Origin of the sequence: Flavobacterium sp. WC2416, from assembly GCF_041200095.1 — a bacterium.
Classification (GTDB): Bacteria; Bacteroidota; Bacteroidia; order Flavobacteriales; family Flavobacteriaceae; genus Flavobacterium.
The window spans coordinates 1,699,219-1,713,709 of the sequence record NZ_CP165626.1 but is presented as its reverse complement, the minus strand read 5'-3'; the positions used below and the strand labels follow the sequence as shown (position 1 = coordinate 1,713,709).

The 14,491-nt window shown below is 33.2% G+C and carries 9 protein-coding genes; 5 read left to right on the top strand and 4 right to left on the bottom strand.

All coding sequences use genetic code 11. The annotated features are described in order from the left end of the window. Positions 1–2: 2 nt before the first annotated feature. Positions 3–1,865 carry a DNA topoisomerase IV subunit B gene (locus AB3G39_RS07265; protein ID WP_367754344.1) on the bottom strand — a complete coding sequence of 621 codons (1,863 nt, stop codon included), beginning with the start codon at positions 1,863–1,865 and terminating at the stop codon, positions 3–5. 349 nt (positions 1,866–2,214) lie between these two features. Between AB3G39_RS07265 and AB3G39_RS07260 the strand changes: the two genes are divergently transcribed. The 4 genes from AB3G39_RS07260 to AB3G39_RS07245 all read left to right on the top strand — a co-directional run bounded on the left by AB3G39_RS07260 (position 2,215) and on the right by AB3G39_RS07245 (position 8,428). Beyond that, the gene (locus AB3G39_RS07260; RefSeq protein ID WP_369764684.1) at positions 2,215–5,001 is read left to right on the top strand and encodes a TonB-dependent receptor domain-containing protein; all 2,787 of its coding nucleotides are present in this window, start codon (positions 2,215–2,217) and stop codon (positions 4,999–5,001) included. Positions 5,002–5,034: 33 nt separating this feature from the next. Continuing rightward, positions 5,035–6,435: a hypothetical protein gene (locus AB3G39_RS07255; RefSeq protein ID WP_369764683.1), complete on the top strand. Its 1,401-nt coding sequence runs from the start codon at positions 5,035–5,037 to the stop codon at positions 6,433–6,435. Between the two features lie 66 nt (positions 6,436–6,501). Next, the gene (locus tag AB3G39_RS07250; RefSeq protein WP_369764682.1) at positions 6,502–7,461 is read left to right on the top strand and encodes a hypothetical protein; all 960 of its coding nucleotides are present in this window, start codon (positions 6,502–6,504) and stop codon (positions 7,459–7,461) included. A gap of 10 nt (positions 7,462–7,471) precedes the next feature. After that, on the top strand, positions 7,472–8,428 hold the full coding sequence (locus AB3G39_RS07245) for a hypothetical protein (RefSeq protein ID WP_369764681.1): 957 nt from the start codon (positions 7,472–7,474) through the stop codon (positions 8,426–8,428). Between the two features lie 84 nt (positions 8,429–8,512). Here AB3G39_RS07245 and AB3G39_RS07240 read toward each other — a convergent pair whose 3' ends face one another. The 3 genes from AB3G39_RS07240 to ychF form a co-directional block, all read right to left on the bottom strand. Next, positions 8,513–9,034, bottom strand: a complete 522-nt coding sequence (locus tag AB3G39_RS07240) for an NADPH-dependent FMN reductase (RefSeq protein ID WP_369764680.1) — start codon at positions 9,032–9,034, stop codon at positions 8,513–8,515. Between the two features lie 156 nt (positions 9,035–9,190). Next, positions 9,191–10,216: an MBL fold metallo-hydrolase gene (locus AB3G39_RS07235; RefSeq protein WP_369764679.1), complete on the bottom strand. Its 1,026-nt coding sequence runs from the start codon at positions 10,214–10,216 to the stop codon at positions 9,191–9,193. Positions 10,217–10,369: 153 nt separating this feature from the next. Further along, positions 10,370–11,464 (bottom strand): redox-regulated ATPase YchF, encoded by a 1,095-nt coding sequence (ychF, locus tag AB3G39_RS07230; protein ID WP_369764678.1) that lies wholly within the window; start codon positions 11,462–11,464, stop codon positions 10,370–10,372. A 307-nt stretch (positions 11,465–11,771) separates the two neighbouring features. On the opposite strand from ychF, the gene AB3G39_RS07225 reads away from it, so the two are divergent. Then, complete coding sequence (locus AB3G39_RS07225) at positions 11,772–14,420, top strand: TonB-dependent receptor domain-containing protein (protein WP_369764676.1); 2,649 nt, start codon at positions 11,772–11,774, stop codon at positions 14,418–14,420. Positions 14,421–14,491 lie beyond the last annotated feature (71 nt).

Sequence of the window (14,491 nt, the reverse complement as noted above, 5' to 3'; positions counted from 1 at the left end):
TTTTAAACTGTTTCAATTGCATCCAATTCCACTTTCAAGTTTTTTATGATAAACTCTTGTCGGTCCGGAGTGTTTTTACCCATATAGAAAGACAGCAATTGCTCTACTGAAGTATTTTTGTCCATCATTACAGGGTCCAATCGAATATCTTCCCCTATAAAAAACTGAAACTCATCTGGAGAAATCTCTCCCAACCCCTTAAATCGGGTGATTTCTGGTTTTGGTTTTAATTTTTCAATGGCTGCTTTTCTCTCGTCATCAGAATAACAGTAAATGGTTTCTTTCTTGTTTCGAACTCTAAAAAGGGGTGTTTGTAAAATATACAAATGCCCTTCTTTTATCAATTCAGGAAAAAACTGTAAAAAGAATGTTATTAATAACAATCGAATGTGCATTCCGTCGACATCGGCATCGGTTGCAATTACAATGTTGTTGTAACGCAAGTTTTCCATATCATCTTCAATATCTAAGGCCGCTTGAAGCAAATTGAATTCTTCATTTTCATAAACAATTTTTTTGCTCATTCCGTACGAGTTCAATGGCTTACCACGCAAACTAAATACCGCTTGCGTATTTACATCACGCGATTTGGTAATCGATCCAGAAGCGGAATCTCCCTCGGTAATAAACAGTGTACTTTCTAAATAACGTGGGTTTTTTATATCTGGTAAATGCACGCGGCAATCACGCAGTTTTTTATTATGCAAATTGGACTTCTTTGCTCTGTCTTTGGCTAATTTTCTAATTCCTGAAAGTTCTTTACGTTCTCTCTCCGCTTGTAGAATTTTACGTAAAAGCAAGTCGGCCGTTTCTGGATTTTTGTGTAAATAATTATCTAATTTATTTTTGATAAAATCATTTACAAAAGTACGAACCGAAGGCATGCCAGGATCTGAACCCATATCGGTCGAACCTAATTTGGTTTTTGTTTGTGATTCAAAAACAGGTTCCATTACCTTAATACTTATCGCACTCACAATCGATTTCCTAACATCCGAAGGATCGAATCCTTTGTTGTAGAATTCCCGAATTGTTTTTACAATTGCTTCTCTAAATGCCACTAAATGTGTTCCTCCTTGCGTTGTATTTTGTCCATTTACAAAGGAATGGTATTCCTCACTGTACTGGGATTTACTGTGTGTAATTGCTAATTCGATATCATCCCCTTTCAAATGAATGATTGGGTAAACCATATCTTCTTCGGCAATATTTTCATCTAATAAATCTTTCAATCCATTATCAGAAAAGTATTTTTCTCCATTATAGATTATTGTTAAACCCGCATTCAGGTAACAATAATTCTTTAGCATTTTAATTACATATTCATTTCTGAATTTATAATTTTTAAAAATAGCTTCATCTGGAATAAAAGTAACCTTTGTTCCTTTTCGTTTTGTAGTATCAATAATATCTTCTTCCAGCACCAAATTTCCCGCTGAAAATTCGGCTGCTTTTTGTTTTTCATCTCGAACGGATTCAACGCGAAAATAATTGGATAAAGCATTTACTGCCTTAGTACCCACTCCGTTTAACCCTACCGATTTTTTAAAGGCCAAAGAATCGTACTTCCCACCTGTATTCATTTTAGAAACTACGTCAATGACTTTCCCAAGTGGGATTCCTCGGCCATAGTCACGAACCGTAACGGTCTTGTCTTTAATGGTTACTTCAATCGTTTTACCAGCACCCATTACAAATTCATCGATACAGTTATCCAAAACTTCTTTCAGAAGAATATAAATACCATCGTCCGCAGAAGATCCATCCCCTAATTTCCCAATGTACATACCGGGACGCATACGGATGTGTTCTTTCCAATCGAGGGAACGAATATTGTCTTCGGTATATTGATTTTGATCTGACATTTTAAAATTTATCGATTTTGTGCTAATATAGGATATCTCGATATATTTTAAAAGAGGTAACAGTCAAAGTTATTAAGAATGATATTGACAATTATTATGTAGTGTCACTTTTGGAGTACTAGATCCTTTTAAAGAAAACCAAAAAGTAACCAAAAAGTTAATTCTAATTAAATTTTGTAAGAATCAATTTGATTTTTACAATGATTTAATATCGGAAAATAAAATTAAATAACTGAAAAACAAATAGTTAATATTAAATCTAAAATATTGAAATTATTAAAATATTAAGGAACAGTAACCTGTGATTTTTGAAATAGCTAAATAATTAGGTTTGTAAAAAAATTAAGCCGTGTGTAAAATAAGTACTTTTCGATTGTCTCTATTACTATTAATTATCCCTTTTTTCAGTATAATTTATGGGTCTGAAATCAAAGGTCGAATATTGGATAAAAACACTAATGAACCTATAATAGGGGCTACCATTTATCTAACCGCTACAACTTATGGTTATTCTGGTTTTGACGGTACTTATATCATAAAAAATGTTCCTAAAGGAAGTTATATAGTGAAATGTAGCTATCAAGGATATATAAATCAAGAAACAACAATTACTGTAAAATTGGGTGCAATTACATTAAACTTTGAATTAGTAGAAAAAAACATCACCCTTTCCGAAGTCGTAATTTCTGTAAAGCAAGACAAAGAATCTTCAAAATATGCCTTACATAGAGAAAAAGAATCGCAAAATATTTTAAATGCAATTAGCGCGAAAAGCATACAGTTGCTACCTGATTTAACCACCGCCGGCGTATTACAACGTATGTCTGGAGTTTCATTAGAGCGCACCAGCACAGGCGATGCTAGATATGCCATCATAAGAGGAATGGATCAGCGATACAATTACACTCTTGTAAATGGAATAAAGATCCCAAGTCCGGATAACAAATATCGTTATGTCCCAATGGATATGTTTCCAGCTGATTTATTAGAACGATTAGATGTTATTAAAGCACTAACACCCGAAATGGAAGGAGATGCAATAGGTGGGGCTATGGATTTAATTATGAAAAATGCGCAAGACAAATTGGCGATAACCGCTAATATTGCAACAGGATTTAGTCAGTTTATTAGTGATAATGGATATGAAAATTTCGATAAAAAAGTAATTAACAGTAAGTCTCCTGCAGATATTAATGGTGCTAATTATATCGCAACACCTAATGATTTTACCTATAAAAACTTTGATTACAAACGTAAAACTTTGCCTTTAAACACCAACTTAGGATTTTCAATAAGCAATCGTTTTTTGAAAGATAAAAAACTGGGAGTAGTTGTAGCGACTAGTTATCAAAATGAATACAAAGGATCAAATAGTATATGGTTCAAACCAGAAAATCAACCTGCACCAGGGAATGTTCCTGCGTTTACAGATCTATATTCCAGAAGGTATAACACCAACCAAACTCGATATGGAATTCACACTGAGCTAGATTATATTTTAAATTCTAAAAATAAAATTAGTCTTTACAATGTGTATTTAAAATCCGAAGAAACTCAAAATCGTAAATCTATAGATACTAGTTTATCGATAGGTCGATCAGGAGTTGGAACAGGAAATACATACAAATTATACCGTTCCAGATATATAAAGCAAAGTATTTACAATAACACCTTGCAAGGAGAACATAAAATCAATGAATATTTAAATGCTGATTGGTCAGCTGTTTATTCTTTGGCTAAAAGCATCACCCCAGATTGGTCTGAATACCAAACTGTAGAACAAGTTGGTTATGATGCTAATCAAAATCAAACAGTTACTCCAGCTGTTTTAAATATTCCTTTTTATCGAATTTGGATGAACAACTCCGATAGAGATTATGCTGGTTACATAAATTTCAAGTATAAAAAAGAAATCTTAAATAAACCGATGGTCCTATCGATGGGAGGGCTTTACAGAAATAAATTGCGAAAAAACAATTACAATGAATGGAATTTAATACCTAATAATTCCAGTTCAGGCGAACCCATTCCTTATGATGGTATTTTATCTCCAGACAAATTTCATTTTAATGGTATTACTGCAGCACAAGGAAGTCCTAACAATGCTTTAAATTATGACGCTACGGAGAAAATTGCGGCCTATTATTTTCAAGATAATATTCAATTTAATGACAAACTTTCGATTCTTGGAGGTCTACGTATAGAAAATACGACACAAACTTGGAAAACAGCACAGGATGCTACCATAATTGCGGGAGCGGTTGGATCAAAAACCTATACTGATTTTCTGCCAAGTATCCATTTTAAATATAAATTAAGTGAAAAAGAGAATCTTCGGTTATCTTATTTTAGTGCCATAAACAGACCCGGATTCTACGAATATATTCCTTTTAAAATAGAAGGAGAGGATTTTAACATGAGTGGTAATCCAAATTTAAAACATGCAACTGCTTCCAACTTTGATATTAGATATGAATTATTTCCAAAAGGATTAGATCAGTTCTTAATTGGAGCTTTTTATAAAAACATTCAAAACCCAATAGAATCTGCCATTTTATTCACAGGGACATCAAGCGCCACTTTAAAACCTACCAATTTTGGAACAGCTACCAATTTTGGGTTTGAAGTAAACATGGCTAAATATTTTGGAAAGATTGGAATAACAGCTAATTACACTTACACTAACTCAAAAATTACTACTACTAAATTGTTTTACAACAGTTCTTATGTGAGCGAAGAAACGACTCAAACTAGACCACTACAAGGACAATCCCCTCATATTGCCAATCTTTCGTTATTGTATAAAAATCAAAATTCAGGAATAGATGTACAATTGGCCTACATCTATACAGGAAGAAAAATCACATTAGTTTCCCCTTATAAAGATTTAGATTATTGGCAAAAAGGAAATTCGCAACTTGATTTTTCTATAGAAAAAAGAGCATTTAAAAATTTTACTTTCTATAGCAAAATTACCAATCTTTTAAACACGCCCGTTCTTGTGCAAATTTTGCAACCCAACATTTATACTACTGGGAAGTTTGCCTTACCTAATCAAACAGACCCTGACAGAGTTACCGTACAAAAAGACTTGTATGGAATCAATTACACCTTTGGAATGCGTTATAAATTTTAATCATAAACAAAACAACTATAAATAAATTAAACAATGAAAAATAAATTAAATTTTGGAATTATAGCTTTAGCATTAATAGCTTTATCCTCTTGCAGTAATGATCAAGTCTCAACACCGCAATTTAAAGCTAGTACTACTATTACAGGAGAAACCCTTTCTGGAAGTGTAAAAGGAACAATGGAATCAGGCAAAACCTATTATTTTAATTCAAAAGTAACCATTAATGCTAATGATACATTGGTTATGCAAAGTGGTGTAAAATTATTAGCTACAAATCCTGCTGCAGAATTAATTGTAAAAGGTGTCTTTATTTCATTGGGAACAAAAGAAAATCCAAACTGGATTACTGGAAAAGATGCTTATTTGAATCCAGCTAATTATAAATTAACAACACTACAAGATCCTAATACTGATCCAGCTTTGAAACCAGATGGAAAGCTTTGGGGAGGTATTCAATGTGAAGCCACTTGTTCTTTATTGGATATCAAATGGACTCATTTAGATTTTGCAGGAGGAACTGCAGATGACTTAAATGCTGATCAAGGGTACAAATCTGGAGATGATTTATTCAATATCAAATTTGGTAATCCTGATGGAATTTTAATTCTAGAAGATTCATGGGTTTATGGTTCAACTACAGATGCCGTTCGTGCAAATGGAGGAAAAATACACATCATGAGAAATACAGTTGAAAAAGTTGCTTATAATGATGGGGACTGTTTTAACGTAAAAAATTCAAGCATAGGAGACATGGCTTATAACTTAATCATAGGAACCGCTAAAGGAGGTACAAAAGCATCTAATAAAGGTACTTACGGAAGCGTTCAAACGGAAATCAATATGTATAACAATACGTATGTATCTGGTGGTTTTAGAAGTGTAGATCCAGACCGTGGTGCTAATGCTAATATTGAGCAAGGTGCCAAAGGAAAAGTGTACAACAATCTATTTGTGAATTGTAGAACAGGCTTGCGTATTTTAGAAAACCCAGCTGCGGATTTTGCCAATTGTTTTTATGGTAATAACTTAAGTTATGGTGATACTGCCGCAATTGTAAATGAGTTTTACCCAACTACTCATGCAACAACTCCCCAAGCTACTGATCTTCCTTTACCTTCTTCTTTCTTACCAGTAGGTTATGTTAATGGCGCAGTATATAACGCTCCGCAATTAGTAGGTCAAAACAATCCTAAATTTGTAAACTTCCCGTTACCTGTTCCTGTTATAGCAAATTTAACTTTGTATAACTTTCAAGGAAATTATGATTTTCACTTAGCTGCTGATTCACCAGCAATTGGTAAAGGGAACGCTTCATTTACTGCAGTTAATGCAACAGCTTCTCTAACAAATCAATATCTAAAAGCCACCGTTACTCCTCCAAATGTTGATTTAGGCGCATTCCCTAAAAATGGTTTAGGTAATCTACATAATTAATAAAATTTATTTTAATTAGAAAGGCGGCTGGGAAATCCATCCGTCTTTTTTTATTTTTTTTGAATTATGAAATTACGCTTCTGTATTCTATTTGTATCTATATTAATACATTCATTCAGTTTTTCTCAAAACAAGAAAACGCCTTTTACTTTCATTGTATTAGGTGATATGCCCTACAATTTACCCAAAGACAATCTGAAATTTGAAAATGTAATTGCAGCACTTAACAAACGCAATCAAGCTTTTAATGTTTTTGTAGGAGATTTTAAATCGAGCAAAACACCATGCTCAGATACTGCTTTTCAAAAAATTTTAGGTTATTTCAATAGCTTCAAAAAACCATTAATCTATACTCCTGGCGATAATGAATGGACAGATTGTGGAAAACCTCAAGCGGGCTCTTACACTACCAATGAACGTTTATCTGCAATTAGAGTACAATTCTTTAGGGACACTTTACATAGTTTAGGCAAATCAACAATGGAGTTAAGTTCAGAATCGTCAAATGTTGCTTATGCGAAATATGTTGAAAATAAAATGTGGAAGTACAACGGGATTTCATTTGCCACCATTCATCTTGTAGGCTCAAATAACAATTTCAATACTGATAATTTAAATTCAAATGAAGAATTTTATGAGCGTTCAAATGCTGATATTTTTTGGTTGAATACCGTTTTTGAACAAGCAAAAAAGGACAATTCTTTAGGAATTGTGATCTTTGAACATGCAGATATGATTACACCCGATAAAGGAAAAGAGGGGTTTGTAACTTTCCTTAAAGAACTTCAAAAACGAGTAGAAACATACAAAAAGCCAGTGCTTTTAGTAAATGGTGATTCTCATGAATACAAAGTAGATAAACCATTGTATGAAAATGTGGAGTTAAAAAAAACAGTGCTAAACTTCACCCGATTGCAGGTATTTGGCGAAGCTGATATGCATGCTGTCGAAGTTACAGTAAATCCAAAAAATCCAGCACTTTTTGAAATCAACCAAATTTGGATTCCAGAAATTAATAAATTTTAAATTAAAAATAATGAAATACTCTTCCCTAATTGCATTTTGTTTTTACAGCATATTTCTAACAAGCTGTACTAGCGACACTACTAAAACAGCAGAACCTGAAGTTATTATTGACCCCGTTGTCGTTGAGCCAATAGTAAACACTCCTTTGGTTTCCGAAGTAGGCTTGATGTGGTCCTATGCACCTGAATCCTCTGGGATTGTCTTGACAAATGGTTCTATTTACACCTTTAATGATTCCGGAAACCCTAATGTTTTTTACAAAGTAAATCCTGCCGATGGAACTTTGCTGCAGTCTATAACCGTTACAAATTTTCCAAACGTAGATTGGGAAGATATTACAGCAGATGATAATTATATCTATTTAGGTGATTTTGGAAATAATGATGGAATCCGAAAAGATTTAAAAGTTCTAAAAATCAGCAAAGCACAGTTTATAAACGAAACAGCCAAAACGGTTAATGTAACAGCCGAAGCTATTGCTTTTTCTTATAATGAACAAACGAGTTTCATTTCTTCAAGCACTCATAATTTTGATTGCGAAACCATTATTTCAAAAGCAGATAATTTATATATTTTTACTAAAAATAGAGGAGATAATAAAACCAGCATTTATAAACTCTCCAAAACTCCGGGTCAGTATTCCGTATCATCATTAGCAAGTTATAACGTAAATGGGTTGGTCACTGGTGGAGATTACAATGCTCAAACTAATGAAGTAATTTTAGTAGGTTACACCCCTTCTGGTCATAAAAATTCTTTTGTTTACAGTTTGACTAATTTTAATGACGATTCGTTTTTTTCAGGAACTGTTGTTGAAAAAATAATAGGAAATAGTTCCAATGACTGGCAAACCGAAGGAATTGCTTTTGGTTCATTAGATGGAAAAAAAATATACCTTTCATGTGAAACAACAGCTTTTAGTAAAGCACAATTATACAGCACCGATAAGACCACTTTGGGTTTCTAAAAAGGATCAGACCTAGGTAGTTGACTTATTTGCAATAATCATTAGGGTGAACTTTTAAAATATCGATGGAACTTATCTAAAAAATTAGAAATTATTTACAATTCCATTCAATTCCTCATCCAATTGGGGATTAGAAATCTTATTGTTTGCGATATCAAAATTATCATAGAAACTAGGTAAAGAAAAAGTAGCTTTAATTTCGGCTCCATATCTTGGAAAAGCATTTTTAGCAATTTCTAATACTGTGGCTCCCCCTCTTTTTCCATCAGAAGTAGCCATAAGCAGCATTGGTTTTTCTTGAAAAACTTTCCCTTTGATTCGAGAACACCAATCAAAAACATTTTTGAACGCTGCAGAATAGTTTCCATTATTCTCTGCCATAGAAACAACCAAAATATCAGCTGTAGCAATTTTATCTAAAAATGCTTGCGCCAACGGATGCTGACCAATTTCAGCCTCAACATCAACACTAAACAAAGGCATTTGAAAATCGTTTAAATCCAACACTTCTACCTCGGTATTTTTAAATAAAGAAGTAGCATAAGTGGCTAATTTCTTATTGATCGAGTTTTTACTGGGGCTTGCGCCAAAAGCAATGATTTTCATAGTACTAGTTTTTTATAAAAATAGTAAAAAAGGATTTGACAACAAAGTCACAAAATATAAACTAAGCTCACAAAGTAAATAGATAGATTTTAGTGTACCTCAAATTCGTAACTTATTGAATATAAAAATTTCAAGCTCTGAAACTCCAAAAAAACTTTACTCCTCTGTCCACCATTTAGTACTTTCAGAAGTTTTTGCGGCAAACAACTCCCATATTTTTGGGACAATGAAACTTAGTTTTTTGGTTTCGGCTTTTTCTACAAATCGTTCTACTGGCTCTTTCCAAGGATATTGTGCTAATGCAAAACCTGCCCAATGTACTGGCATGCAATTTTGAACTTTTGCATCTATTGCAGCCTGAACACTCTCCTCCGGATACATATGAATTTGGTGCCAGTTTTCATTGTATTGACCACATTCCATAAAAGCAAAATCAAAAGGTCCCAAACGGTCACCTATTTCTTTAAAATGCGTACTATCACCACTAACCCAAATGTTTTCTTCTTCAGTCTTAAAAACCCAACCACCCCAAAGGGATTTGGCCCTATCAGTCAATCCTCTTCCTGAAAAATGGCGAGTAGGCGTAAACGAAATTTTTATATCATTAAAAATAGACTCTTCCCACCAATTAAATTCTGTAATAATATCCTCTGGAATTCCCCAAGAAACCAAATGTCTTTTTACACCTAAGGCAACATAAAAAAACTTCACTTTCCCCTTTAGTCTCAAAATACTTTCATAATCTAAATGATCGTAATGGTCGTGAGAAATTAATACCAAATCTATCTCAGGAAAACTATCAATAATAGCTAAAGTTGAATTACTAAAACGTTTCACTTTAAATGGTGCTATTGGAGCTGCATCAGGACCAAACATGGGATCGATTAAAATAGTCTTGCCCTTCAATTTCATATAAATTGCCGAGTGTCCATACCATATACTCTGCATGGATTGATTTGAACTTGTGAATAACCCATTATCAAAAGAGACAACTGGCAAGGACTTTGCTTCTCTACCCTCTTTCTCACAAAACTGCTTACGCAAAAAATTAGGCATCTTAGACAATGAAAAATCCATACTGGTTTCTTCCAAGTTTTCAAAAATGGTACCGTTCCAATACTCTGATTTTGAATATTTTTCTATTTCGGCTTTTGACGGTTTTGCTCCAAATTGCTTTCTCATAATCTTTATAATTGCTTCCTGAAAATTCTACGACTTAAACTTAGTAAAAAATAAACTACTTAACTGTTACTTTATATCCTTGTTAACAATCAAAAAAGCCTGCAAAATTACTTTTGCAGGCTTTACCTCTTTTTTATTTTCTAATTTATCTGATTATACGTTAAATCGGAAATGCATTACATCTCCATCTTTAACGATATATTCTTTTCCTTCAACTTTAAATTTTCCAGCTTCTTTCGCTTTTGCCTCAGAACCATAATGAACGAAGTCTTCGTATGAAATTACTTCGGCACGGATAAATCCTTTTTCGAAATCAGTATGAATTACTCCTGCTGCTTGTGGCGCAGTTGAACCAACATCAATTGTCCAAGCACGAACTTCTTTAACACCAGCCGTGAAATACGTTTGTTGTTTTAATAATTTGTATGCTGCACGAATAAGAACTGACGCTCCTGGCTCAGTTAATCCCATATCTTCTAGAAAAACTTGACGCTCTTCGTAACTTTCTAATTCTGTAATATCCGCTTCAGCACCTACAGAAAGAATAATCACTTCGGCATCTTCATCTTTAACTAATTCACGAACTAGATCAACATACTTATTTCCTGCAACTGCCGAATTTTCATCAACATTACAAACATATAGTACGGGCTTTGCAGTAATCAATTGAAAGCCTTCCATCAAAACTTCTTCATCGTTATTTTGAGGAGTTATTGTTCTTGCAGATTTTGCTTGTAATAACGTTTCTCTGATTCGGTCTAAAAGTGCTTTTTCAGTTTGCGCTTCTTTATTTCCAGTTTTAGCTGCACGATTTACTTTTTCCAAACGTTTTTCAACATTCTCTAAATCTTTTAATTGCAACTCGATATCAATCGTTTCCTTATCACGTATAGGATTTACATTTCCGTCAACGTGTACAATATTATCATTATCAAAACAACGTAATACATGAATGATTGCATTACACTCTCTAATATTTCCAAGAAATTGATTTCCTAATCCTTCCCCTTTACTTGCTCCTTTAACTAAACCTGCAATATCAACAATATCAACAGTAGCCATTTGAACACGTTCTGGTTTTACTAATTCCTCTAATTTTTCAATTCTAGGATCTGGTACATTTACGACACCTATATTAGGTTCAATTGTACAAAAAGGAAAGTTAGCACTTTGCGCTTTTGCATTTGACAAACAATTAAATAATGTTGATTTTCCAACATTTGGCAATCCTACAATTCCTGCTTTCATTTTATTTATGTTTACAAATAGTCTTTTACGCTATTCGTTTTTAGTATTAACTTTAAAAGTTTGCAAATATAAGATTTAATAAATCTATTAGTGAAAATAAACCCAAAATTTATATGAACAACATTATTTTCAAACAATTTATCAAAGTAATAATAATTTTTGTAACAATTTATGGATTCAATAATTAGATTGTGAATTTTCAACTAACCCTCAATTATTTTTAGAAATACAGCCGATATATTAATGTTATGTTAAAAAAATACTATATTGCACTAGATTTAAACCAAAAACCAAACTTAATCAAATTATGAAAAAAATCACATTACTTTTTTTACTACTAAATGTCAGTGTTCTTTTTGCTCAAAAAGAAATTTCTGGAGTAGTAAAAGATAACTCTGGTGCGGGATTGCCGGGAGTTAACATTGTCGAAAAAGGGACAAACAATGGAGTCTCTACTAATATCGACGGAGCATACAAAATAAAAGTTAAAGAGGGAGCTACTTTAGTTTTTAGTTATATTGGTTATTCTAAAGTTGAAAAAGCAGCAACTGGCTCAACAATTAATATCGTTTTATCAGAAGAAGGTGGTCAAGCCTTAGATGAAATTGTAGTTACAGGAACAAGAACTGCTCCCAGAAGTAACACTACATCTGCATTACCAATTGATGTAATTTCTTCTAAAGATTTAACATCTACTGGTCAAGCAACTTTTGACAAAGCATTACAGTACAAAATCCCTTCTTTTAACACGGTTCAAACACCAGTAAATGATGCGACTTCATTACTTGATCCATACGAAATTAGAAATATGGGACCAAGTAGAACATTAATCCTTATCAATGGAAAACGTAAAAACTTAAGTTCTTTACTTTATGTTCAAACTTCTCCAGGACGTGGTGAAACAGGTGCAGATATTTCTGCTATACCTACAGACGCTATCGAAAGAGTTGAGATACTTCGTGATGGTGCTTCTGCACAATACGGTTCTGATGCAATTGCTGGGGTAATGAATATTATCTTAAAGAAAAGTACTAACGGAGGTTCAGTTACAGTAAGAAGTGGAATAACTTCTGAAGGTGATGGTGAAATGTTAGGTGTTAGTTTAAACAATGGTTCTACTGTTGGAGATAAAGGGTTCGTAAACTATACTGTAGATTTCTCTAAAGTAAACCAATCAAACAGACCAGGTAAAGTAGATGCTGCTGGTGAAGCTGGAGATTTTGGTGCTTCTTTATCAGATGTTCAAGCTTTCCTTGCTAAACACCCAGATGCAGGAAACATCAATGGTTCTCCTGAAACTGCTGCTGCAAAATTCTTAGTGAATGGTGGAAAAGAATTAAGTGAAACATCTCAACTTTATTACAATGCTGCATACGTTTACAAAAAAGTAAACTCATTTGCGAATTATAGAACTCCATACTGGAGAACATTATCTGATTATCCATACCTAAAAGACTTTTTTGGCGATGGTACACCTGCATCTTATCAAGGCTATGTTCCTACATTTGAAGGAGATTTGAATGACTATAATGGAACATTAGGATACAAATCAACAAAAAATGACTGGAATACTGACGCAAGTATTACTGTTGGTGGTAACACACAAACTTATAGTGTAAACAATTCTCACAACAGATCTGACATACAAGACAGCAATGGAAATAACGTTTACTTGGAAAACAGTCCAATCTCTTTCAAACCAGGCGGAACAGCTTTCAATCATATTGTAGGGAATTTAGATATCTCTAAAGTATTGTCTGATAAAATCAGTATTGGTTTTGGTTCAGAAATGAGAACAGAAACTTTCGAAGTTATCGAAGGTGACAAAGCATCTTGGGATGGAATTGGAGCTGATTCATTTGCAGGTAATAGACCCGAAAACTCAGGAAAATGGAATCGTTACAACTTAGGAGCTTATTTAGATGTTGCTTACGATGTAACTAAAGACTTCTTAATAAACGGAACAATTCGTTATGAAGACTATAGTGATTTTGGTGGAGCAACCGTTTGGAAATTAAGTTCTAGATATAAATTTGCTGATGATAAAATCACATTAAGAGGATCTGTTTCTACTGGTTTCAGAGCACCTACTTTACACCAAATTTATACTCAAAAATCGCAATACTCTTTTGTTCCTGGACAAGGAATTCAAGTAAGTGGTTTAATCAACAACTCATCTCCACAAGCACGCATCTTAGGTATTCCTAAATTAGATGCTGAAAAATCAACAAACATAACTGTTGGTATTGGTGCAAAACCTTCTAGAAACTTCAACTTTACTGTAGATTATTACAATATTAAAGTAGCAGATAGAATTGTTTTAGGAGACAAAGTAGATACTCAATTTGGTACAGTAGCTTGGTTTGAAAACTCATTTGACTCAAGAACTTCAGGTTTAGATTTTGTTGCTAATTACACTAACATTGAATTAGGGACTGGAAAACTTGCTTTAAACTTATCTGGAAACGTTACTATTCAAAACGAAAGAATTTCTCCTGTAAAAAGTAATAATTTCAGCCCTACATTAGATGCTTTAATGTTTACTTCTAGACCAGATACAAAATGGATTTTGGGAGCAAATTATGAAATTGGAAAATTTGGTTTCTCTCTTAACAATACTTATTTTGGAAAAACTACATTCAAACAAGACGGTTTAGATTCTAACTTAAGAACTGAATTTACGCCGAAAATTGTTACAGACTTAGGAGTTTCTTTCTCTGCAACTGAGAAATTAACATTTGCTTTAAATGTAAACAATTTATTAAACGTGTTGCCAGAATGGAAATTCAAAGCAGAGAATGCCGCAGGTGCTGCATTATTAGCTGATGCTGCTCAGGTTAAAAACCAATCAAACTTGATTACTTTCAACCAACGTTATTCTCAAATGACATATGATGGTTTTCACTTTAGTCAATTAGGAACTATGTTTAATTTATCAATGAACTATAAATTCTAATTCGGTTATCGAATATATAATTTAAAAAGGCTGTCGAAAGACAGCCTTTTTTTATACCCCCTTTTTTCATA